Raw genomic sequence first — 24974 nt, 5'->3', positions numbered from 1 at the left:
GTCACCGATCCGTCGGGCAACACCGGGCCGGAAGGCTCGCACGTGGTCATCACCGTTGACGTGGTCCCGGGCAAGGTGGAAATCACCGCCGTGACTGACGACATCGGCAGCGTGACCGGCAGCCTGTCGCAGGGCGCGCTCACCGACGACACCCGTCCGCAAATCAGCGGCACGGCGAAGGCGGGCAGCACCGTGACCATCATGGACGGCAGCAACGTGCTGGGCACCACCACCGCGGGCGCGGACGGCACCTGGAGCTTCACGCCGAGCGTGGACCTGGGCCGCGGCGACCACACCTTCACCGCCACGGCGAAGGACCCGATGGGTAATGAGTCGAGCAGCAGCAGCTGGACCGTGACCATCGACACTGATGCACCGGTGAAGCCGACCATCGACGCGGCGCTGGACGACGTGGGCAGCGTGCAGGGTAACCTGGCGAACGGCGGCACCACCGACGATCCGACCCCGACCCTGAGCGGTAAGGCGGAAGCGGGCAGCACCGTGAAGATCTACGATCAGAACGGCCTGCTGGGCGAAGTGACGGCGAAAGCCGACGGCACCTGGAGCTTCTCGCCGGTGGCGAAACTGCCGGAAGGCGAGCACCGCTTCCACGTGACGGCCACCGACAGGGCGGGCAACACCAGTGTGGCATCGGACGACTTCGTCCTGACTCTGGACTTCACCGCCCCGGATGCGAGCAAAGTGAGCATTACCGATGTGGTGGATGATTTTGGTTCCGTGACCGGATCGATTGCTTCGGGTGGTAAGACGGACGATAACACGCCGTTGATCAAGGGTACGGGCGCAGAGCCGGGCAACACCATCACCGTCTATAACGGCGACAAGGTGATCGGCACCGCGAAAGTACAGGCTGACGGCACCTGGGAACTTCAGGTTACGAAAGCCCTGCCTGACGGGACGTACAACCTGACGGTGAAAGAGACCGACAGCGTGGGTAACACCACGGCGGCATCACCGGAATACATTATTCAGATCGATGCTGGCGGTCAGCCGCTGCCACCGACCCTGAGCAGTGTGGAAGATGATGTTGCGCCGCATACCGGGCCATTACAAAAGGATGCGACAACCAACGACAACACCTTGTTGTTGACGGGTACGGCTGAAGCCGGTGTCACGGTTCGCATTTATGGCGGCCCGAACGGTACCACCCTGCTGGGTGAAACCAAGGCCGATGCCCAGGGCAAATGGAGCTTCAATACGCCGAAACTGGCGGACGGCGTTCATACGTTTGTCGCGGAAGCGATTAACGACATTGGTCAGGTAAGCCCGCAGACTGGCGGCTTCCCAATCACGGTAGATACCAGCGCGCCGGGTGAGGTCACTGGCTTTATCGTGAGCGATAACGAAGGTCCGAAGACCGGTACATTGTCCAATGGCGATACCACTGACGATGCGACACCGACGATCAGCGGTAAAGCAGAGCCAGGCAGCGTTGTTCACATCTATGTGAACGGCCAGGAAAACGGTACTGCGGTTGCAGACGCGAACGGTAACTGGACTTACACCACCGGTTCTCTGGCGGATGGAGAATACACCTTCACCGCGCGTGCTGAAGATTCAGCAGGCAACCTGGGGGCTGAAAATGCCGGTGTCACCGTCACGCTTGATACCTCCAGCGTTCCGGTCACCATCGTCCGCGTAATGGATGATAAAGGCAGCGTCACGGGTGAACTGAAGGCGAACGACGTCACTGACGACGCGCGTCCGGAAATCATCGGTAAGGCGAAAGCAGGCAGCACTGTCACCATCATGGATGGCAACGTGGTGTTGGGCAGCGTCAAGGCCGATGCCAGTGGCACCTGGGTATTTACGCCTACCAGCGATCTGGGCGATGGCGTACATAACATTACGGCAACCGCGAAAGATCTGACGGGTAAAGAGGATACCTCCAGCACCTTCAGCTTCGAAATTGACAGTAAAGCACCGAACCGTCCGAGTATCGATTACGCGGAAGATCAGGTTGGGACGGTCAAGGACGATCTGAACAGCAACGATGTCACTGACGATCCGCAGCCAATCCTGCACGGTACGGCTGAAGCGGGCAGCACCGTCAATATTTACACCGTTGACGGCACCCTGCTGGGTTCAGTCACCGCGAACAGCAACGGGGCATGGAACTTCAAACCGGGCAGCAAGTTACCGGAAGGCAAAAACACCTTCTACGTGACGGCCACGGATGAAGCCGGCAACGTCAGTGACAAGTCTGCGGACTTCATTCTGACCACCGACTACACCGCGCCGGATGCGAGCAAAGTGACCATTGATTCCGTAACGGATAACGTGGGTAACGTTCAGGGTATTGTTGCAGATGGCGGGGTACTGGATGACTCACGTCCGGTGATCCGCGGCTCTGGTGCTGAAGCGGGCAACGTCATTACCGTCTATACCACCGACAAAGACGGCAACACGAAAGTGTTGGGCACGACCAAAGTGGATCAGAATGGCAAATGGGAACTGACGCCATCTGAGTCTCTTTACGGTGATTCAATCAACAAACTGACCGTGACGGAAACCGATAGTGTTGGCAACGTGGCGAAACCGGCTGACAGCTATGACGTCATTATGTCTGACACCCCGAATGCGCCAGCGATTGTTAACGTCCTGGATGATACTGGCACAACCGTTATCAATCTGGCCGACAATGCGTTGACCAAAGATGACACGCCGACCCTGAAAGGGACTGCGGATGGTGTTGCAGGCGATACCATCACCATCTACAACGGTAGTCAGGTTGTGGGTAAAACAACGCTGAACAGCGATGGCACCTGGAGCTTTACGCCATCACCAGCGCTGGCTGATGGTAACTATATCTTTACGGTGACCAATACCAACAGCGCGGGTCAGGAGAGCGATCGTAGTGGTTCGTTCACCCTCACTATTGACTCAACAGCACCAAATCCGGTTTCCGGTTTACAGGTGGCTGACGATCAGGGGGCCTGGAAAGGTCAGTTAACCGACGGTATGACCACCGACGACAACAAACCGACCTTCACGGGTAAAGCAGAGCAGGGTAGCACGGTCACTATCTACGATAACGGCCAGGCGATTGGTTCAGTTGTTGTGACTAACACTGATGGTAGCTGGCAGTACACGCCAACCACGCCATTAGCAGATGGTGAACACCAGTTTGCGACCCAGGTAACGGATCCGGCGGGTAACGCGAGCGCGATCGTTGACGATATCACCGTTAACGTCTCCACGGGCGCAAGCTATCTGCAACTGCTGCAGGTGGTGGATGATGTCCAGGAAACGGGCGGCTCACGCGTGCTTCGCGAGGGTGAAGTCACCAACGACAGCCAGGTACAGCTGGTTGGTAAGGCGACGGCAGGCAGCACCATTATCATCACTGACGTCGGTGGCGTTCAGCTTGGCACGGTGAAAGCAGATGCCAACGGTGACTGGGAATTCACGTCGCTGAGCAGCCTGAGTGATGGCGCGCATACGCTGCGTATTACCGGGACCGATCCGTCAAATAACCCGCTCACCCCGATTGACTTCGATCTGGTGGTGGACACGGTTGCGCCTGTTGCGCCGGTTATCACAAACGTGCTGGATGATGTGAATCCTGTTCAAGGTTCCGTTGCTCACGGCAAGCCTACCAACGACACCACGCCGGAAATCACCGGTACGGCGGAGAAGGGAAGCACGGTCAATGTGTACCATCAGGTGGATGCGACCACGCGTATTCTGCTGGGTACCGCCGTTGCCGATAGCACGACGGGCCTGTGGACGCTGCAGATCACTGACGCGAACAAGCTGACTGAAGGCACCTGGAATCTGGTGGCAACCTCCACGGATGCGGCTGGCAACATCAGTACGCCGAGCAACACCTGGACGATTGTTGTCGATACCACCGTGTCTGACGCGGTTATCAATATCAGCTCTATTTCAGAAGACCGGGGGGCATCAGATACTGACTTCATCACCAGCGATAACACGCTGTTGATTAACGGTCAGCTGACGAAAGCCCTGCAGGCGGACGAATGGGTTGAGATTAGCCTCGACAACGGTGCAACCTGGACGCGTGCCTCAACGGTGACCAGTACATCCTGGACTGTGGATATGCAGAACACGCCGCTGAATGATGGTGCTTACACCATTCAGGCTCGCGTGGTGGATAACGCCGGTAACGTTGGTAGCACTGATTCTCAGGCGCTGCAGGTGACAACAGGCGGCAGTGACATGAATGGTCTGTCTACGACCACCAAAGTCACCACCGATACCAGCCATGGCCTGACGACCGGTGATCACTTCAGCCATGCTGCGACAGCAACCAACAGCGATATGGTCACCCGTGACCGTACGGTGACCATCAGCGGTAACCTGAGCGCGGCGCTACAGGCGGGTGAGCATCTGCAGATCTCCCTGGATAACGGCAAAACCTGGCAAACGCTGGCACTTAACGGCCAGAGCTGGAGCTATGTACTGCCTGAAGCGACAGCAAGCACCACTCACAGCTTCAAGCTGCAGGTCATTGACGTTGCGGGCAACCCAGGTACGAACACGAAGTTTGCGGATAGCTACAACGTGGTTATCGATCTGGATTCTCCGAACGGTATTACCGGGGCGCCAGATGTGCCGCAGCACACCACCACAGGAGATTCGTTTACCTTCTCCAGCGGTCAATACGGTCGTGTTGAAGCGGGGGCGATTGTCTCGCTGGTGAGTGACGTCAACAACAACGGGACATATCAGGAAGGTCTGGATCAGGTCATTGGCTTCGTGAAGGCTAACGCTGACGGCTCCTGGAGTCTGAATACGTCACTGCCTTCTGGCGCACATAACCTGGCCTTTGTGGTCTGGGATGAAGCGGGTAACCGCTCAAGCATGAGCGCCAGCACCAGTACAGGTGTCACCGAAGGTGGCGGCAGTACGCTGATTGAACAAACCTGGGGGGGGACGACCGATGCGGATAGCCGCGGTCTGAACGCCGCTGCGGTGACCATCAGTCAGGACGGTTTGTGGTCATTCTTCCAGAGTGCTCGCGGCACGTCAGGTACAACAACCGCTAACGCCGGACGTGTCTATGACGCTGTCACGCGTGAAGACTACGATTCAACGTACCTTGCGCAACCGTCCACCGGAAATGGTGCAGGCTATAACGTCGATGACGCGTCCTACAGTCGCTATATCAACTCGGCAGCCTTTGCGGACATTAACCGTGATGGTTATGCCGACGTGATGTCGCAGGTCAGTAGCTATGGTAACGCGGGTCGTACCGCCTACTGGCTGCAGAACGCGGACGGTAGTTACTCCGCGAAGGCGCTGGATCAGGGCACCCTGAACCACCTCGGCGGCGTGATTTCCTATGACCGTGAAGGTGATGGCTATCTGGACTTTGTGCTGGGTGACTCCGAAGCAGACTCCATTTCGTTCATCAAAAATACGCAGGGCACGCTGAGTTACGAGGACAACTCCGGCTTCTCTGACGGACATCCTGGCGGGGCATTGCCAACGTCGCTGAGTGTGCTGCACGAAGTCGGGGCTGTGGATATCGATAACAACGGTACTGTAGATATTACGGCACATATTGACTACAACGGCGCTGGCAACCTCGTCGGCAACAACTCCCGCGGTCTGGGTATCTTGTATAACCAGACTACCGGGACGTCGAACACCAACTTCGGTGAAGTTGGCTACTACGCGAACGTGTTCCGTGACGATGGCCATGAAGACTACGGTAACTTGTCTATCTCCATGACCTATGCGGATTACAACAACGATGGTTGGCTGGATCTGTTCCTGAGCCGTGGTTCGAAGGGGGGCAGTAACAGCGACGAGAGCCGTATCTATCTGAACGATGGTACCGGTAAGCTCAATGCAACGGACAGCCAGGCGCAGTGGTTTGGCGATAACGTTGATGGCGGCACGTCGCTGGCAGTGGACTGGAACCACGACGGTAAGATGGACATCATCGAAGTGCCACGCTCTGGCGTGACTGGCTCGCCGATGTTGTATACCAATACCGGTAGTAACAACTGGGGCGCCAATAAAGTCAGCCTGACAGGTAGCACGACGTTCAACAACATGACGGGTGCCGTCGCACTCGACTATGACTGGGACGGTTCGATGGACCTGGTGCTGTACCGCTCTGGAGCAGATGCTGATGTCGTGGCAAGAGACGACGCGGGACGCACGATGCTGGTGAAAAACACCAATATCGCGGCGGACGGCACGAGCCTGCAGATCCGTATTGTTGACGGCAACGGCATCAATACCTTCTACAGCAACACCGTGAAGTTATACAACTCAGCGGGCGAGCTTGTGGCAACCCAGTTGATTAACCCGCAGTCCTCTGGTTCCAGCAACAGTATGGGTCTGGTGAGCTTCTTCGGGCTGGATCCGAATGAAGTTTACTCCGTGCAGATGCTGCGCATTACCGATGGTAAAGCGGATCACGTTGGCGCAACGAGCAGCATTGGTGGGTACACCAACGGTACGGTAAATGAGAGCTGGGGGGGCCTGACAACAGGTAAAGCCCATGACTCTTACGTACTGACGGCGGAAAGCAGCAATGCGGCGAACAACACCTCCGGAAACAACGGGATCATCGGGACGGGCTATAACGACACCTTCTTCGGTTCTGCAGGCAACGACACCTACAACGGTGGCGGCGGCTGGAACCAGATTGTGAGCGGTAATCCGGTCTGGAGCGAAACTGCCGGTATGGACGTTGTTGACTACAGCCGTTCAACCACTGCGATCAACGCGAACCTGTGGACAGGCACTGCAACTGGTAACGGCACCGATCAGCTCCTCAACATCGAGGGTCTCGTAGGTTCCAGTCAGCAAGATACGTTTACGGATAACTCCGCGAATAACGTGTTTGAAGGACGTGGTGGCAATGACGCCTTCTACCTGGTCAACGGCGGTAACGATACGCTGATGTACAAGGTGTTGGCAGGTCTGAGCAACGACAGCACCGGTGGCAATGGTCATGACACGATCCACGGCTTTAAGGTGGGTAATCTGGTGAAAGATAGTGATGCAGATCTGCTCGATATGAGTGAACTGCTTGACTACAAAGGTTCTATCTCCTTCTTCGAAGACGAAGGAAAACTGGAGCTGGATTACTCCTCCCGCGGCGTACTTGACTACGTCAAGGTGGAAGTTGTGGGTAGTGATACCGTGATCAGTATCGACCGTGACGGTCAGGGCGGACAGCATGGATTTACGCAGGTTGTCACGCTGGCTGACGTGCAAACGGATTTGGTGACGCTGCTACAGAATAACCAAATCATGATGTAACCCAGTAAATACCCGCCATCTTCGGATGGCGGGCTTTCTGCACGCATCTACCAATCGTTGTTACACAGTCATTCACTGGGTTAATCGGGAATTTGATAAATGAAAGTAACCCTTAATAAGTTTAAAAAAATAAACCTGGCGTGTGCGATTACTGCCGCGCTCAGCATATTGATATCCAGCACTGCATATTCGGCAGAACGAGTGAAGCACGTCATCGATATACCGGAAGACGTCAAAACCACTTCAGGGAAGACGGCACCACAGCCTTACCGTCCGGTTGCGGATGTGACACCGGAACTGGCACAAATTGTGGTTTATTACCCTGAGGGGAGCGTGCCCGCGACGATTTACGTCGACCGCGAGCTGCAGTCGGTACTGCTGCCGGGGCAATTTACCGTCCTGTGCGCCGCGCCAGGCGCGCATGCGGTGGAGTCCTGGTTCAACGATCACCCTGCTTATCAGGGGAAACAAAATCCTCTGCAACAGCTCAATGCCGAGAGTGCGCAAACCTATTTTATTCAGGTTAATCCAGGTACGTCAGGAAATACGGCGGCCCTGGAAGAGCGTTCCCGGGCTGAAGCCCTGTTGAGTAAGATGCATAAACAGACCAAAATTATTAACCGTGCATCGCAGGTAAAAACCTGTGATTACATTAATAACAGCGGTGTGGTGCTTATTCAGGAGCAAGTCCTGTTCCGCTTTGCGGCAAGTAATGCGGCAGGGATTTTTGCTGAATCCCGCAATAAGCTGGACGAGGTGGTGAAATTCACCAAAAAGGCGAATAACGTCAGTGAGATCCAGATTGTGGGTTATACCGACGCAATTGGTAGCCGTGAGGCTAACCAGCGCCTGTCTGAAGCACGTGCCGATACCGTTCGTTCATTGCTGATCGAGAAAGGGATTAAACCGGAGCTGATCAATAACACGACGGGCAAAGGAATAGCACAAAGCGCTGAAGGCTGCGGTACCTCTGCCAGCCAGCAAGCGGCAGGATGTAACGTCAATAGCCGCCGCGTAGAAATTTTAGTGAAAAGCCACTAAGTCAGCATCGATACAAAAATACGGATTGCGGAGACGCTTTCCGTATTTTTTTTTGTGAATAATTTGACGGTGTTATGGAGACACGGGGGACGTGTTAGAGGCGGTGAGGGATTAAGCAGTTTGTGGTTCGTACATCTTAATGTGGGCAATGCTGTAGTACTTTTTCTTTTCTCTGATTATGTCATGGTCAATCGAGGATTTAATGATTTCGCCGCAGGAATAGATTTTCTTTAAAGAGTTAAACCCCAACTGTTTCATTATGCTGTTGCTGTAGGTATAGGTGGTTTTGGGTTTGATGTTATATAAGGTACTGATGTCATCAATCGTGTAGCCTGAGATCATTAACTTCAGGACACAGAACTCCATATGCGTCAGTTCGATATGTTTTTTGACGATCCCGCTTTTGCTGGGGTGACGCTGGGTATGCATTTTCCTGACGATTTCATCGTTGGTCAGATTATTGATATTCACGAGACGATGTTTGTAATGCGAGCAGATGCAGGCGAAAAGCTCCGGAAAGATATCCGAGTGGTAAGCGATGATGATCTCTTCAATGGCGTGGAGGTTTGTTTTCTGTTTTAGTGAGATAAGCCACTGAAAGTAGATGATGTTGCTATAAATAGAGTCAGGAAGCACCAGGTACAAGGTAAAAAAACTATCTTTTTTCATACCTTTTACCCAGTCATGAAAATGGTGCTGATTATAAAAAGAGAGAATCTCTTCTTTTTTGAACGTATTGGAAAGTAAATGGCGCAATCCGATGTTGCTGAAATGACATCTTGATAATATGACCCGCGACGTATCCATTTTTATCCCTTTGGTTAATGTATTCTGCACGCCTCTTTTTGGTGTAAGATTTGCATGCTAACGATCTTATGATACGGTATGTATATATTTTCATTTTACACGATGTCTCAGGGTTAATATGTGAGAATAGTCTTCGCATAAATGGGAATTGTTTACGTGCCTGATGATTGGACCGCTTTCTATATTAATAATAAGAAAGTGATGTCAGGGGTTAGGATTACTCCACGTCTACAGGACATGCATACTTTTAAGGTTTATCATTTAATCAATTGTGGAATGCCACGCTTCATTCTCTCTGCACCGCCATGGGTGATTGATTAATTATAAGGAAATGTCATTTCACCGAAATGGCATAAAGAAAAGTATGAGAAAATTGCCAGCTCTGTTTATTTTCACCACGCTATTTTTACTGGCAGGGTGTCAGATAACCCCCGGAAGCCATATTGATACCGACGGAAAAACGGTTGTCGAAACGCCCGACCCCGATAATATCAATGACGTAAAGGTGAATGTTTACCCCGTTACGCCGGCGCTGATTGAGAAATTACGTGAAAACGTCGTAGTCGCCCACGCCAATGCGGAGCTGAATAAACGACTCGAAGCGTATGAGTACCGTATTGGGGTTGGTGACATCATTATGGTCACGGTGTGGGAACATCCTGAGCTTACCACCCCGTCTGGCCAGTATCGTAGCGCCAGCGATACGGGAAACTGGGTCCATTCAGACGGCACTATTTTTTATCCGTACATCGGGAAAATCCATGTTAAGGATAAAACGGTCACTGAAGTCAGAGAGCTGATTACCGAACATCTGGCGAAATACATTGAGTCCCCACAGGTCGATGTGGGGATTGCCGCGTTTCGCTCTCAGAAAGTGTATGTCTCTGGTGAAGTTAATCAGTCCGGGCAGCAGCCCATCACTAACGTTCCATTGACCATCATTGATGCGGTTAATCTGGCGGGTGGGCTGACTGAAAACGCAGACTGGGGGAATGCTGTTTTAACCCAGGGGGGTAAAAAATCAATCATTTCGCTGCAAGCGCTTATGCAGTATGGCGACCTGCAGCAGAACAGGCTGCTCTATTCCGGCGATATTCTGTATATCCCGCGTAATGATGATTTAAAAGTCTTTGTTATGGGCGATGTGGTGAAGCAAACCACCATGAAAATGGATCGCTCAGGCATGACGCTGACCGAAGCGTTGGGTAATGCGGAGGGCATGAATCAATTAACCAGTGATGCCAGCGGTATTTTTGTGATCCGTTCGGAAAACAAGCCGGATGCGTCAAAGGGAAAACAGGCAAATATTTATCAGCTTGATGCCAGGGATGCGACGGCGCTGGTGCTTGGCACCGAATTCAGGCTCAAGCCGTACGATATTGTGTATGTGACGACCGCACCGATTGCGCGCTGGAACAGAGTCATTAATCAATTAATGCCAACCATTAGTGGTGTCTACAGCCTGACTGAAACGACGCGCTTCATCAGAAACTGGAGTAATTGATATGAATGGCAGGTATCAGTCCATTCTTGTCGTCTGCACAGGCAATATTTGTCGTTCCCCGGTGGGGGAACGCATTTTGCGTTCACGCTTGCCCAATATGATCGTGGATTCCGCCGGGATTGCTGCGTTAACGGGTGAAGCGGCAGATCCCGTAATGGTTAACACTGCACGTGAGAATGGCCTTTCGTTAGAGGGTCATTGTGCCAAACAACTTACACCGCTGATGTGTCGTGAATATGATTTGATTCTGGCCATGGAGCAAAACCATATTGAAGCCGTGACCCGCCTGGCGATGGAAGCCCGGGGAAAGACATTTTTATTCGGATATTGGCTCCAGCAAATGGAAATTCCTGATCCTTATCGTCGGGGTCGAGATATCTCAGGTTTTATTTTTCAACAACTTTTTTCCGCTGCCGAAGAATGGGTCAAGGTTTTCCAGCAGGTTAAATAATCAGGGCTGATTAGAGCATGTTTGACAAACAGATTAGCAATTCGCAAACCGATAATGTTCCGCGGCAGGAGGATATTGACATCGTTCAACTCCTCAAAGTCTTATATTACAGTAAGGTCTGGATAGCGGCGACGACATTACTGTTTATCGCTTTCGGCATCGTTATTGCTTACACCTTAGCGCCGGTCTATAAAAGTGATGCGTTAATTCAGGTTGAGAGAAATGCATCTACGGGGCTGTTGAATAAGCTCTCTACGATGCTGCCTGAAGGTTCCGGGGTCGCTTCAGAATCTGAAATTTCGTTAATTAAATCGCGGATGGTGATCGGTAAAACCGTGCGCGATCTGGGGCTGGATATCTCCGTGACTGAAAAACGCTATCCGTTTGCGAATGGCCTGCTCCTGCGCCTGCTTGGTAAACCCACGGGTAACATTGAGGTTTCAACCTTAACTGTCCCCGAGGAGTTCCTGAACGAAGCGTTGATCCTGACGATAACTGCTGCGGGTGAGTACACCCTGCAGGTCGGCGAGGCCGTTTTGCACGGTAAAGTGGGGGTTCCTCTTCACGCGCACGGCATTGATTTTATGATTGAACGTGCCGAACTGACCCAGGACACCGTGTTCATTTTACGTAAGCACAATGAATATTCGGTAATTGATGAGATCAAAAACAATATCGTCGTGGATGGAAAATCCGGTGGCAATGGGATGCTGCATCTGAGCATGACCGGCACCGATCCGGTCATGATCAGTAAAATCCTTGAAACCATCAGCCACAATTATCTTGCCCAGGACGTTGAGCGTAAGTCAGAAGAGGCCAGCAAGAGTCTGGCCTTTGTGAACGAACAATTACTGCAAATCAAAAACAATCTGGTGACGGCAGAAACGAAACTCAATGATTTCAGAAAGAATAATGAGTCGGTGGATTTATCCCTTGAAGCGAAATTCATTTTAGACAATGTGGTGTCCATTGATACCCAACTGAATGAATTAACCTTTAAAGAAGCTGAAATATCAAAGCTCTATAAACGTTCGCATCCGGCTTATAAAGCGCTGTCAGAAAAACGTGCGGTACTGCAGGAAGAGAAAGAGAAGCTCAATCAGCGTATCAGTACGATGCCGCGGACTCAGCAAGAAATTTTGAGCATGACCCGTGATGTGCAGATGGGAAATGATATCTATATGGTGCTGTTGAATAAGCAGCATGAACTCAATATCAATAAGGCCAGTACGCTGGGCAATGTTCGCATTATTGACAATGCCGTCACGCAGCATAAGCCGATTAAACCGAAAAAAACGTTGATTGTCATCCTGTCGGCGCTGTTGGGCTTCCTGTTCGCCTCCGGTGTGATTCTGCTACGGAACATGTTAATTAAAGGGATCAAACAACCCGCGGAGCTGGAAAAACGGGGCATCCCTGTCCATGCCGTCGTACCGCTGGCACCTGAACTGACAAAGAGCAGACGCTGCCGGGCGATTACCACCTATCAGTCTGATGAGCTGTTAGTGAAATCGTCGCCAACCTCGCTGGCGGTCGAAGCGATAAGAGGGCTGCGGACCAGCCTTCATTTCGCCATGCTGAAGTCAGAAAATAAAATATTAATGATTTCAGGCACCTCTCCGGGGGTGGGTAAATCCTTCGTCAGTTCAAACCTGGCGGTGCTGATGGCGCAGGCCGGTTCACGGGTGCTGCTGGTTGATTGCGATCTGAGAAGGGGATATTTGCACAGCATCTTCTCCCAGGCGGAAGGCCATGCCGGGCTTGCCGATTATCTCTCAGCGAATGTGGCGGTGTCCCAGGTGATAGAAGAGACAGAGTACCAGGGCGTCGATTTTATTGGCCGGGGAAGAATGGTCAATAACCCCGCCGAGCTGTTTATGACGGAGAAATTCCAGACACTCGTTGACGCCTGTTCAGCGCAATACGATGTCATTATTCTCGATACGCCGCCTATTCTGAGCGTCACGGATGCCGCGATTATTGGCCGATTTGCCTCAACATCTCTGATGGTCGTCAGGTTCGAACAGAACTCGGTCCAGGAGGTGGAAGCGGGGCTGCGTCGATTCAATCAAAACGGGATTGCCATCCAGGGGGTCATATTCAACGGCGTTGAAAAACGCGCTTCGGCCACCTATAGCTATGGCGATTACTCATACCAGGAGTAATTCATCTCTCTTCTTTTAAGGAATAAGTCTTGACAGGCCGGGAATGTCTAATATTCCTAATGCCTGTGGACTTGTTCCTGGTTAAAAGTTCCCGTTATGTAATGCAGTCTGAATGCCAATTCCAGATAAAAATGCCAGAATTAATACCAAGGAATGCTCTTAAAATCTAAATTAATGAACCATCAGGGAACCACAAGGGGGGATAAACAGTAATCAACGGATGTGAAGTAGTTATTTAGAGTGGTGATGTTATATTTTGAAAAAATGTAATGATTCCGAAATAAAGAGTCGATTAAATGAATAGTAATAAAAATAAAGTCTTTCAACTAGAGTTGAAGTGGCATCCTGTTGCCGCTTCTGTGCTACTCGCTCTGCCAATTGTTGCGCACTCAGCAGAGATCAACATCAAGAACGGCGTGGTTTATACTGCCGGGAATGTGCCTGTCATTAACATTAATAAAGCCAACGATAAGGGGCTTTCTCATAATGTGTATGACAAGTTAAACGTTGATAAGAATGGGCTTATCTTCAATAACAGCATGACTGAATCAAATACCGTTCTGGCGGGTAAGATTCAGGGGAACAGCAACCTGACGTCCGGGACGGCGAAAGTCATCCTGAACGAAGTCACGTCTAAAAATGCCTCTGCGATTAACGGCATGATGGAAGTGGCCGGCGATAAAGCCGATTTAATTATTGCTAACCCGAACGGTATTACCGTTAACGGTGGCGGCGCCATTAACACCAGTAAACTGACCCTGACAACCGGTACGCCGGATATTCAGAACGATCAGTTAGCCGGTTATTCTGTTAACGGTGGCACCATTACGCTGGGTAAACTGAATAACGCCAGCCCGACGGAAATTTTGTCTCGCAATGTTGTCGTGACCGACAAAGTCACAGCTAACGAGCTGAACGTTGTCGCCGGTAATAACTACGTTAACGCTGCAGGTCAGGTGACCGGTTCAGTAACCGCAGCCGGAACGCGTAATGCCAACAGCATTGACGTTGCTGCGCTGGGCGGTATGTATGCCAATAAGATTAACCTCGTCAGCACCGAAAGCGGTGTGGGCGTGCGTAACCAGGGCATTATTGCGGGTGGCATCAACGGCGTAAATATTGACGCTAACGGTCAGTTGCTGAACAACAATGCGCGCATTGAGTCCTCTGGTCAGATCAATATTAAAACCAACGGCGCACTGAGCAACGTCACCGGGGATATTACCTCTGTGGGTACCATCGCGCTGGACACCAATAAAAACAGCCTCAACAACAGCCGTTCAGGCAACATTTCGACAATGGGAGACCTCTATGTCAATAGCGGCGCCATTGATAACACCAACGGCAAAATGGCGGCGGCAGGCATGCTGGCGGCGGATACCAACGGCAACACCTTAACCAACTACGGCAAAGGGAATACTGTCGGTATTGAAGCCGGTATCGTGGCGTTAAAAACCGGTACCCTGAATAACAGCAACGGCCAGATCAAGGGCGGTTATGTGGGTCTTGAATCTGCTGCTGTGAACAACAACAGCGGTTTAGTTGACTCCCTTGGCGATGTGAACGTTGTGAGCGGCGGTAACGTCGATAACAACCGGGGCATGATCCGTTCTGCGGGCGGTTTCACCAAGATTGCCGCGAAAGGTACGATTAACAACGGCGCGACCAAAACCGCAGATACCGCCAGCAATGACTCGTTAGGCATTATCGCTGAGAAGGGCGTGCAGATTGCCGCGAACAGCATCAATAACAACGGTGGGCAGATGGCGTCAAATGGCGATATCTCCCTTGAAAGTGCCGGCGCGATTGATAACTACTCGGGCAAACTGAACTCAAACAGCAAGGTTATTGCCAAAGCGGCTTCTATGCGTAACGACAACGGCGGTGTTGCGGGTCGTACCGGTGTGAGTGCCGCAGTGGGTGGAAATATCACCAACTACATCGGCGTCTTCAGCTCTGAAGAAGGGGATGTTGCCCTGGCATCGAATGCCCTGAACAACCGCGGTGGCTTCATTATGGGACAAAACGTCACCATTAATGCCAACGCAGGGGTGAACAACAACACCGCGTTCATCGTTGCCAGTAAGGTATTGAGCGTCACTGCAGGCGATAACATCGAAAACCGTTACGGTACCGATTTCGGATCCGCATTTGGTACCTACTTCGGCATGCCGCAGCAGAACGGCGGTATGGTTGGTAAAGAAGGCGTCTCGCTGTCCGGGAACTATATCTATAACGGCGAAAGCCGCATCATTGCTGAAAATGGCCCGCTTACAATGCAGGCACGAGGCAGCATTGATAACGCGCGTTCGTTGCTGGTCAGCGGCGGGGATGCCTCCATCAAAGCGGGAAGCACCCTGACGAACAACTACGCAACCATCTACAGCGTGGGCGACCTGCTGATTGATGCGAACAGCGTGAGCAACTACAGCAACGGTGCGCTGGAAGATAACAACGCGACTGGCGTTATCGCGGCAGATAAAAAACTGACCATGAATGTGAAGAACAGCTTCACCAACTATGGCTGGATCAGCAGCCTCGGTGATGCCATTCTCAATATTCTGAACGGTTCTTTAACTAACCGTAATACGCTCTCCGCTGAGAAGTCTCTGACCGTATCTGCACAGACCGGGGTTGAAAACCTGAAAGATATCGCCGCGGGCGAGCATCTGGTGGTGAACAGCCAGCGTGGTGTGACCAACAACTCCAACAGCAATATGGTGGGTGATAAGGTCACGATCTCTGCGGTCTATGATATTAACAACCGTGGCAATATCGTGGCTGACAGCAGCCTGGCGATGAGCGCTAAAGGCAATATCTATAACGATCTGAATATGATCAGCTATGGTGACCTTGCCTTAAGTGCCAATAACATTGATAACGCCTCGCGTAAAATCAAAGCGGTGGGTGATGTCACGCTGACAGCGGCCGGGAATGTAAGCAATAGCCGCGGCGAAATCAGCTCTGAGACTGGCGATATCACTATCAATGCGGGTGGCACCGTAGATAACTACTACGGCCAGCTCCTGTCCGGTAGCGATATTGCGCTGAAAGCGAACCGTCTGAACAACGACTACGGTCGGGTTGCCGCTTACGGCAATATCGATCTGGCGCTGACGGGGTATTACGACAGCAACCGTGGTTCCGTCCTTTCTCAGACGGGTGATATCACACTGGCTGCCAACACCGTTGATAACAACAACGGTCTGATTGCCGGTAAGAATGTCACCGTCGAGTCCAAAGGTGCGGTTTACAACAACACTGCGATGATCGTGGCGGACAAAAAGCTCTCCGTGAACGCGGCAGGGAATGTTGAAAACCGTGACGGTAACAACTTCGTACGTAATCATGGCGAAACCTTCGGTGTGACGGGCGATGTGGGTGGCATGATTGGCCGTGAAGGTGTCGCTGTTTCCGGTCAAAACGTCTACAACAACAACAGTAGCATCATCGCTGATAACGGTGCGCTGAGCGTGCTGTCTAAAGGGACGCTGGACAACACCCGCGCTATGCTGGTGAGCGGCGCTGACGCCATCATCAAAGCGGCCGGTACGTTCTATAACAACTATGCCACCACCTACAGTGCAGGCAACCTGGACATCACTGCAGGTACGCTGAACAACTACAGCGATGGCAGCATGGAGAGCAACACGGCGACCGGCGTTATCGCGTCAGATAAGAATCTCAATCTGACGGTTGATAACAACGTCACCAACTACGGTTGGATCAGCGGTAAAGGCGATCTGAACTTCACTATCCTGAAAGGTGCACTGACTAACCGCAATGCAATCTCTTCAGGTAACGCTCTGGCGATTAATGCCCTGAACGGTGTTGAGAACTTTAAAGACATCGTGGGTGTGGCCAGCGCGAAAATTGATACTCAGCGTCATGTTACCAATAATGCCAACGGCAATATCCTTGCACAGAATATCGTGATTAATGCCGGTGCCGACATTAACAACCGCGGTAATATTGTGAGCGATTATACGCTGTCTGTGAAAACAGCAGGGAATATCTATAACTACCTCAATATGCTGACTTATGGCGTTGCAGGTGTCACTGCGAATAACGTGACAAACAGCGGTCAGGATGCAGTATTTGGTGGCTTATACGGTATGGAACTGATTACCAATAAAGTGACCAATACCGGCACGATTGTTGGTATGTAATCTAAAGGTGTAACAAAAGGCAGCAGCTATTGTCTGATAGCGCAAAGTCAGTACGAGACCCTGCTGCCTTTTTTTCTGAGAAAGTGAATGGAACTGCGATTTAAATTTTTACTGTCATTGCTGGTAATGTCGTCTCAAGCGTTTGCAGATGACGATATTAATGCCCTGATTAAACAACAGCAAAATGCAGATCTAAATACTTTCAAAGAACACAAGGTGTATCGGCAGGATGTTTTCTCCAGCACCGAACGTAAAGTATTTAGACTGGAAAAATTACCTGAGGAGAAAAACTGTTTTACCCTTAAAGCACTTGTTCTTGATAATGATTTTTTGAAACGTAAAACCGAAAAGGCGATAAAAAAAGAGATCGTCGGACGCTGCGTGGGCAGCATCGGTGTGGTGAAAATTGCCGCCGCGTTACAGGATTTTTATATCGATGCCGGTTACATCACGACCCGCATTACGATCCCTTCGCAGAATATTTCGTCTGGCACGCTGAAGCTTGACGTCAATGCGGGGAAAATAGAAAAAATTATTGTCGAGCATAATGATATTAATCCATGGATGCTGCCGTTTGCGAAAGAGGACATCCTTAATATTCGCGATATCGAGCAGGGTCTGGAAAACCTGCAGCAAGAACCCGGCGTGGATGTGAAGATCAATATCGAGCCGGGTACAAAGCACGGGTATAGCACCATTCGCATCAGCACCAACCGGGAAAAACAGTGGAGCGTGCGGGCGAGCTATAACAACTGGGGCGATAAAGCGACAGGAGAACACCTGACCTCTGTGGTGGGCTATCTCTATAACATCGCCCGGTTTAGCGATCTGTTTTATCTCGCCGGAACGAAGAGCACGACGGGTCAGTATCAGAGTGTAAGTGGTTACTATGCCTTGCCGGTAGGCTACTGGAACTATTCGCTGTTTTATAGCAGCAGCAAGTCGCGTCAGGCGATACCGCTCTATTACACCACGGTGGATTACGCCGGTAAGAGTGACTACGGGAGCATTAAGGCGACGCGCACGGTCTACCGGGATAAAAGCCGGAAGGTAACGGGGAATGCCGAGCTGATCCGTCGAAAAGCCAGCTATACCCTTAATGGCGAGGAACTTGTCTTACAGAAGCGTGACATGGATAACGTCAGGTTTGGTGTGAATTACACGCAGCAGCTGGTGAATGCCAACTGGGATTCAACGGTATCCTGGCAGCGTTTTGTCACCTGGTTCGGCGCCGAAAAAACGCCGGATATGGTGTATGGCAATGTCAGTCCCGTCAGTCAGCTGGTGAATGTGGAAAGTCGCTATACCCGACAATTTTCTCAAAACGCCTATAGCGCTTTTTTTTTGGCGCAATACGCACCGCGTGAGCTGACGCTGCAGGATCAAATGACGATGGGCGATCGCTGGAGCGTGCGCGGGTTTGAAAACAGCGTTGGCCTGACCGGGAACAGCGGGTACTACCTGCAAAATACATTTTATCGCCCGGTGCGAGGAATGAACGCAAATTATTATGTTGGCGTAGATGCCGGTCATATAAGACGGGACAGTGTCTATGGTGAAGAGATTATCGTCGGCAGCACCCTGGGTATTCAGGGGAATGTGAAAAGCCTGGCGTACGATTCATCAGTCTCCATGCCGGTTAAATATCCTGGCAGCATGGACGTGAATAAATTTAATTTTAATCTGAATCTTTCTTATCAGCTTTGAAAGGGAAGCACGATAAATGCGTATCGGCACGGACATTGTGGAAGTTTCGCGTATACAGCGAGCGATAACAAACTGGCAAAGCGATTTTTTACAGCGCGTCTTTACTCCGCAAGAAAATATAAAAATTAACCGGGAAGATCCTAACTATGAGCGCGCATCAGGTTTCTGGGCGGCAAAAGAGGCGGTCGTTAAGGCGCTTGGCTGTGGATATCGCGACGGCATCACCTTTAAGGATATTGAAATAAACCATGACGAATTGGGTTGTCCCCATCTGATTTTCTCTGGGCGAGTCAAAGAGCTGCTTATTGAAAAGCAGATGGCGAATGCCTCGCTCAGTATTTCGCATTGTCAGCACTATGCGACAGCCGTTGTCATACTTTATTAACCTAACTAATTGTGAATATTATGTATCAATATAATGATCTTAAGGAAAAGACGGTTCTGGTCACCGGCGCCAGTGGTGATATTGGCCTGGCGATCTGCGCTAAATTTCTTGACCAGAATTGCGATGTTTATGCGCTGTATAAATCCAATGCCACGCAATTAACGGAACTGAAAGAAACGCATTCGGCAGGAAGCAAGCTCACTGTAATTCAGTGCGATCTCGCCGATGCGCAGAGTGTCACTGCACTCTGTTCACGCCTGACCGAGGAAGCGGGCAAGCTGGATGTGCTGGTTAACAACGCCGGGATTGTAAAAGACAGCCTGTTTGCCTCGATGAGCTTTGATGACTTCAGCCAGGTGGTAGACACCAACCTGTTCAGCATTTTCCGTCTGACGAAAGAAGCCTTAATGCTGCTGCGCTCCGCAGAACACCCGGCCATCATCAATGTGGCCTCCATTGCGGCCATTATCCCAAGCGTCGGGCAGGCGAACTACAGCGCGTCGAAGGGCGCAATCCTGGGATTCACCCGCACGCTGGCGGCTGAACTGGCGCCGTATGGCGTGCGCGTAAATGCCATCGCGCCGGGGATGATTGAATCCAAAATGGTGAAAAAAGTATCCCGCACGGTGGTGCGTGGCGTAACGGCTTCTATTCCATTGCGTCGTCTGGGTAAATGCGACGAGGTTGCCAATACCGTCGTTTATCTGGGCTCCACTGCCTCCAGCTACATTGTGGGTCAAACCATCGTTATCGATGGCGGCCTGGTGATGCGGTGATTTATGTCTAAATACGTTATCCCCTCGAAGATCTTTCTGGAAATGGGCGGCTGGCGTCAGCCGCTGCTGATGGTCGACAGAATTGATGACTTCAAATATGGCGAAAATGGCTTTGTGAAGGTGACGAAGCATATCACCTACAACGAGCCCTATTTGCTCGGGCATTTCCCGGACGATCCGATCATGCCTGGGGTTATTATTTCTGAGATTTTTGGTCAGGCCAGCGAGTACCTCTCGTTCCTCACCGATATTTGCGATATCTACAACCAGACATACGGCACGGAACTGAAATCGTTACGCGATATTCATGCACTCATTCAGCGTGACGAGATGCGGGAGATCATTCGCACGCGCCGCGCGCAGGTTCGTGGTGTTCTGGCGGCCCAGAATTTGAAATTTAAAGATATTGCCTACCCAGGTGATTCGATTGAAGTGACCAGCAAGCTGGCATTTTCTGATGCCCATGGCTTTAAGCATTATTCCGTGACGGCTAACGTCGGCAAGCGGTTAATCAGCCATGGCACCATTATTAATTTCCGCGAAACAAAGTAAACCCCTGAGAGAGTTAAAACCATGTCTACAATGAAAAACGAAATTGACCAGCGCAAGGACGTGCTGATGACAATTAAAACTGAGATCATTCAGCGTTTAAATATCCAACGTGATGAATCTCAAATTGATGATGATACCGCCCTGTTTGGTAATGGTTTAAAACTGGACTCCGTTGATGCAACGGAAATCGTGGTCATGCTGGATAAAGTTTTCGATATCAAAGTGAGCGAAAGCGATGATCCTTCTTATATGAGAAGTATCAACAATCTGGCGACGTTTATCATCCAGAAGAAAAAAGCTTAATTTATCATTGCGAATAACAGGATCACGTTATGAAGTCTCTTTATGATTTTCATTTAAAAAACAATGCGAAAATGGGCATTTACAACAATGCCAACGTTCCTTCTGCCTATCACGATCCGATGGTGGAATATAAAGCCGTACGTGAAAATGCCCTGCTGGTGGACTATTCCCACATGTCCATTGTCAGCGTGATGGGTGATGATGCCTGGGCACTGGTGAATTATTTTGTCTCTGCCGATGTATCAATTATCCGTGACGAGCAAGGGATCTACTCGCTGGTACTGAATGAAGACGGTACGGTGCGCGGTGATGTGTATGTGCTCTGCTCATCCGACGGCTATTACATCATGTCCGAGAACATTCCGGCGGCGGAAATTATCGCTGGCCTGAACGCCCTTCTGGAAAAAGCCGACGAACTGGATATCCAGGAAACCCCTGAAATTGCTGATATGCGCGAGCAGAACTGGGGCGCGATCATGGTAGAAGGGCCGTACTCCTGGGAACTGATGTCTGAAATCCACGGTTTCGACGTGATTGGTCTGCCTTATTACGAGTACATGAATACCGACGACGAGCTGATGGTATTCCGTTGCGGTAAACACGGTGAATTCGCCTATATGGTTGTTGGCCAGCAGGAACAGCTGCTGGATCAGTGGCAGCAACTGCTGGAGCACGGCGGCAAATACCTGCTGCAGACCGGCGGGCTGGATTACCAGAAAATTGTGCGTATCGAAAACCCAGGCTGGGATGACGCGCTGTGGGCTGAGTACAACCTCAATCCGGTAGAGCTGCAGCTGCAATGGGCTGTGCAGTACGACAAAGAGGGCTTTGTAGGTAAAGACGCGGCCGAAGAGCTGTCTCACCGCGAAGGCGCACGCAAGGTGATCGGCATGATTGTCGAGGGCGAATGTTCAGGCATTGAATCCGGCGATAACGTACTGGTTGAGGATCAGGTGGTAGGGAAAGTCGCTAAGGCTATCTATTCTCCAGCCCTGCAGTGCTTTATTGCCCTGGCGCTGATCGACAATGAATATGCATGGTCTGATATTAGCGGCTTTGCTATTCAAACGCGCTCTGAAACGGTAGCCGCGAAAACCAAAGGTATGCCATTTATTTATAACCTGAGCATGCTGGTTAATCCAACTGAACACAGTTTTGTGGATGCCTCTAAAGCGAAAAGCGCACTGTAATTATTAATCGATACAGCGAGAAGCGAATCCGTGGGAATAACACCACGGATCCTTTTCGCTGCTCATTGCCTGTACATGGCGGTACATATATTTATGAAGACAAACAGAAAACGGGTTGTCATTACCGGGATCGGTATTCTCTCTTCGCTGGCTGAAAACCTGCAGGATTTCAGAGACGCCTTACTGAATAAAAAAAATGGCGTCACGGACAGCGTGCGTTTTTCAAAATGGTTTGAAAACGCCAGAGCCGCTGAAGTCTTGCATGACATTGACTATTCGGAATTACCGGACGACGTTATCGCCTCCCTGGATAATGCCGCACTCTGGGCCTACAAAGTGGGTAAAGATGCGCTCAATCAGGCGGGGCTGGCTGAGAACAAAGCGCACCTCAAAGAAACCGGTTTAATTGTTGGCGTGTCGTCTGCCGGGACCGAGGCATTTCTGCCGCTGTTTGAGCAACGCATGGAAGACTTTTCCCTGCGTAAGGCGCTGTTCTCTGGCGGTTTCTCCTCCTGCTGTTCCAGCGTCTCCACGCTGCTCGGGTTACAGGGCGGTGTTGAACTGGTCGCGACCGCCTGTACGGCCAGCCCTAACGCGGTCGGCATGGCGTTTGACTACATCCAGAACGGCAAAAGCAAAACCATGCTGGCCGTCGGGACAGAACCTATCTACCTGCCCACCTTCGCGGGCTTTTATGCCCTGAACGTGATGCATCCGGACGCCTGCACGCCGTTCTCCGGCAATTCGGGTATGTCCATCGGTGAAGGGGCCGGGGCGATCGTGCTTGAAGAGTACGAACATGCTGTCGCACGTGGCGCCACCATTTACGGTGAAATTCTCTCTTATGCCACCTCCTGCGATGCGTTCCACGAAACCGGACCGGATCCACGCGCCAGCGGCGCGGTACAGGTGATGCATAAGGCGATGGAAAATGCCGGCGTTACCCCGGATCAGATCGAATACGTCAACGCCCACGGTACCGGAACAGAAGCCAACGACCGTATCGAAACGCTGGCGATGAAAAAGGTGTTTGCCAACAATGAGAAACTGTTGGTGAGCTCTACCAAGTCTTATTTTGGTCATAACATCGGCGCGGCGGGGATCGTCGAACTGATCGCCTGCCTGGTCACGCTGCCGGATAACCGCGTTCTGCCGACGCTGAACTTCACCAACGCGCGTCCAAACTGCGATCTGGATTACGTGCCAAACGACTTCCGTGACCAGAAAATCAACCTCTTCATGAAGAACAATTATGCCTTCGGCGGTAACAACTGCAGCATGATTATCAGCATGGAGCCTTGTTCGATCCCGGTCAGTGCCTACGACGAAAAGCGCGTGGCGATCACCGGCCTGGGTGCCGTTTCCGCGATTGGTCACACCGTTCACGAGATCCTCGACAACGTATGGCAACAGAACCATACCGTTGAGCTGGGCGGCGTCACCTTCCCGGAAGACACGCTGGAAGAGGCAAAAGAGTTACTGGATGTGCTGGAAACCACCCGTCAGTTCGAAGCGCTGTTTGGTGACGATTTCAACGCGCTGGCCGAAACGCTGCCGGAAGCGAATGAACACTTTAAGACCTTCCAGGTTTCCGGGCTGGAACCGCGTAAACATCTGCGCCGCTTTGACCCTCGCAAGGCCACGCGTGGCGGTACGTTCGCATTAATTGCCCTGTCCGAAGCGCTGGAGCAGGCGAAGCGTAAAATCAAGCGTGATGGCGATGAGCTTGGCATGGTCATGGGAATGTCCAGTGGCCCGCAGGAGACGACCTACAAATATCTGCAGAGCCTTAAGCCAGACCCACGTAAAGTCAGAACCTCTGAATTCCCGGGATCGTTGATGAACTCCATCCCGACGTTCTGCGGTATTTCGGAAGGGATCAAGGGCTACACCACTACGCTGGCGACCGGCGAGAATGCGGCATTAGGCGCATTAACCTACGGCTACGAAATCGTGCGTCAGGATCTGCAGCCGCAGGTGCTGGTGGGCGGCGCGGACGAGTATTTCCCGTCCATGTCACTCTATATGGACGCCGTTACCCGCAAGCTGCATATGACCTCCGACGCCAGGGAATATCAGATCTACGGTAACGATCCGAAGGGTTACATTCCTGGCGAAGGTGCCTGCATGTTGCTGCTGGAAGATCCGCAGCGTGCAGCCGCGCGTGGTGTAGAAGTGCTGGCGGAAGTGGCCGGCTACGGTAAAGCCTGTAGCAACAGCTATTTTGATGCCTCTCAGCGGGACGAGAAATCCTCCTCCATGGCGCTGGCTATCGACCGTGCGCTGGCGGATGCCGGTGTAACGGCGCAGGAGATCGACCTGGTCTGTGGTACCAGCAACGGTAGCGATGAGAGCTCACGCATTGAAATCGATGCGATTTACGCCACCTTCGCCCAGGCAAAACCGGACGTACCGGTCGTGAACTACAACGCCTGCTTTGGCTTTGTCGCGTCTGCTGCCGGACTGCTTAACCTGGCCGTCATCATTGACTGTTTTAAGACGCAGGCGGTGCCCGCTATTCCTCATACCGTCGAGTTTTTCGATAAGCGAATTAACTTCGTTCGTGAACCGTTAAAACTTGCCCTGAAGCACGTATTGCTGGTGGGTGCGACGGAAGGCGGTAACTACTACGCGTTTGTGATTAAAGGATAATAT

At 51.5% G+C, this 24974-nt stretch carries 14 protein-coding genes; 13 read left to right on the top strand and 1 reads right to left on the bottom strand.

Features of this window, described 5'->3' with window-relative positions:
* Positions 1-42 precede the first annotated feature (42 nt).
* The gene (locus AC2FAK_RS06895) at positions 43-7269 is read left to right on the top strand and encodes an Ig-like domain-containing protein (RefSeq protein WP_320713915.1); all 7227 of its coding nucleotides are present in this window, start codon (positions 43-45) and stop codon (positions 7267-7269) included.
* 201 nt (positions 7270-7470) lie between these two features.
* Positions 7471-8310, top strand: a complete 840-nt coding sequence (locus tag AC2FAK_RS06890) for an OmpA family protein (RefSeq protein ID WP_272941380.1) — start codon at positions 7471-7473, stop codon at positions 8308-8310.
* A gap of 111 nt (positions 8311-8421) precedes the next feature.
* On the opposite strand, the gene AC2FAK_RS06885 is transcribed toward AC2FAK_RS06890, so the two are convergent.
* Positions 8422-9117: a helix-turn-helix transcriptional regulator gene (locus AC2FAK_RS06885; RefSeq protein ID WP_029882406.1), complete on the bottom strand. Its 696-nt coding sequence runs from the start codon at positions 9115-9117 to the stop codon at positions 8422-8424.
* Between the two features lie 364 nt (positions 9118-9481).
* Between AC2FAK_RS06885 and AC2FAK_RS06880 the strand changes: the two genes are divergently transcribed.
* From AC2FAK_RS06880 to AC2FAK_RS06830, 11 genes are all read left to right on the top strand, one after another.
* Positions 9482-10621 (top strand): polysaccharide export protein, encoded by a 1140-nt coding sequence (locus AC2FAK_RS06880; protein ID WP_013095696.1) that lies wholly within the window; start codon positions 9482-9484, stop codon positions 10619-10621.
* Position 10622: 1 nt separating this feature from the next.
* Positions 10623-11072 carry an arsenate reductase/protein-tyrosine-phosphatase family protein gene (locus AC2FAK_RS06875; protein WP_058661568.1) on the top strand — a complete coding sequence of 150 codons (450 nt, stop codon included), beginning with the start codon at positions 10623-10625 and terminating at the stop codon, positions 11070-11072.
* Positions 11073-11089: 17 nt separating this feature from the next.
* On the top strand, positions 11090-13237 hold the full coding sequence (locus AC2FAK_RS06870) for a polysaccharide biosynthesis tyrosine autokinase (RefSeq protein WP_062676540.1): 2148 nt from the start codon (positions 11090-11092) through the stop codon (positions 13235-13237).
* A gap of 296 nt (positions 13238-13533) precedes the next feature.
* The gene (locus AC2FAK_RS06865; RefSeq protein ID WP_095455702.1) at positions 13534-17406 is read left to right on the top strand and encodes a two-partner secretion domain-containing protein; all 3873 of its coding nucleotides are present in this window, start codon (positions 13534-13536) and stop codon (positions 17404-17406) included.
* A gap of 330 nt (positions 17407-17736) precedes the next feature.
* Positions 17737-19113 carry a ShlB/FhaC/HecB family hemolysin secretion/activation protein gene (locus tag AC2FAK_RS06860; RefSeq protein WP_240516912.1) on the top strand — a complete coding sequence of 459 codons (1377 nt, stop codon included), beginning with the start codon at positions 17737-17739 and terminating at the stop codon, positions 19111-19113.
* A 16-nt stretch (positions 19114-19129) separates the two neighbouring features.
* On the top strand, positions 19130-19498 hold the full coding sequence (acpS, locus tag AC2FAK_RS06855) for a holo-ACP synthase (protein ID WP_014830751.1): 369 nt from the start codon (positions 19130-19132) through the stop codon (positions 19496-19498).
* A 20-nt stretch (positions 19499-19518) separates the two neighbouring features.
* Positions 19519-20274: an SDR family oxidoreductase gene (locus tag AC2FAK_RS06850; protein WP_095455700.1), complete on the top strand. Its 756-nt coding sequence runs from the start codon at positions 19519-19521 to the stop codon at positions 20272-20274.
* Between the two features lie 3 nt (positions 20275-20277).
* The gene (locus AC2FAK_RS06845; RefSeq protein WP_013095700.1) at positions 20278-20826 is read left to right on the top strand and encodes a 3-hydroxyacyl-ACP dehydratase FabZ family protein; all 549 of its coding nucleotides are present in this window, start codon (positions 20278-20280) and stop codon (positions 20824-20826) included.
* A 21-nt stretch (positions 20827-20847) separates the two neighbouring features.
* The gene (locus AC2FAK_RS06840; protein WP_013095701.1) at positions 20848-21129 is read left to right on the top strand and encodes an acyl carrier protein; all 282 of its coding nucleotides are present in this window, start codon (positions 20848-20850) and stop codon (positions 21127-21129) included.
* Positions 21130-21158: 29 nt separating this feature from the next.
* A complete protein-coding gene (locus AC2FAK_RS06835; protein ID WP_095455699.1) occupies positions 21159-22319 on the top strand; it encodes an aminomethyl transferase family protein in 1161 nt (386 codons plus the stop codon).
* Between the two features lie 93 nt (positions 22320-22412).
* Entirely contained in the window at positions 22413-24971 is a 2559-nt protein-coding gene (locus tag AC2FAK_RS06830) for a beta-ketoacyl-[acyl-carrier-protein] synthase family protein (protein WP_095455704.1), read from the top strand.
* Positions 24972-24974: the final 3 nt, after the last annotated feature.

It is taken from the genome of Enterobacter cloacae complex sp. 394F7 (assembly GCF_057320385.1).
Note: the sequence above shows the minus strand (reverse complement) of the source record. Positions and strands in the feature narration are given on the sequence as shown.

Coding starts and splice junctions, on each gene's coding strand:
- AC2FAK_RS06885 (WP_029882406.1), bottom strand. CDS start 9,117: ATGGATACGTCGCGGGTCATATTATCAAGATGTCATTTCAGCAACATC.
- AC2FAK_RS06850 (WP_095455700.1), top strand. CDS start 19,519: ATGTATCAATATAATGATCTTAAGGAAAAGACGGTTCTGGTCACCGGC.
- AC2FAK_RS06830 (WP_095455704.1), top strand. CDS start 22,413: ATGAAGACAAACAGAAAACGGGTTGTCATTACCGGGATCGGTATTCTC.
- AC2FAK_RS06835 (WP_095455699.1), top strand. CDS start 21,159: ATGAAGTCTCTTTATGATTTTCATTTAAAAAACAATGCGAAAATGGGC.
- AC2FAK_RS06870 (WP_062676540.1), top strand. CDS start 11,090: ATGTTTGACAAACAGATTAGCAATTCGCAAACCGATAATGTTCCGCGG.
- AC2FAK_RS06875 (WP_058661568.1), top strand. CDS start 10,623: ATGAATGGCAGGTATCAGTCCATTCTTGTCGTCTGCACAGGCAATATT.
- AC2FAK_RS06880 (WP_013095696.1), top strand. CDS start 9,482: ATGAGAAAATTGCCAGCTCTGTTTATTTTCACCACGCTATTTTTACTG.
- AC2FAK_RS06865 (WP_095455702.1), top strand. CDS start 13,534: ATGAATAGTAATAAAAATAAAGTCTTTCAACTAGAGTTGAAGTGGCAT.
- acpS (WP_014830751.1), top strand. CDS start 19,130: ATGCGTATCGGCACGGACATTGTGGAAGTTTCGCGTATACAGCGAGCG.
- AC2FAK_RS06840 (WP_013095701.1), top strand. CDS start 20,848: ATGTCTACAATGAAAAACGAAATTGACCAGCGCAAGGACGTGCTGATG.
- AC2FAK_RS06845 (WP_013095700.1), top strand. CDS start 20,278: ATGTCTAAATACGTTATCCCCTCGAAGATCTTTCTGGAAATGGGCGGC.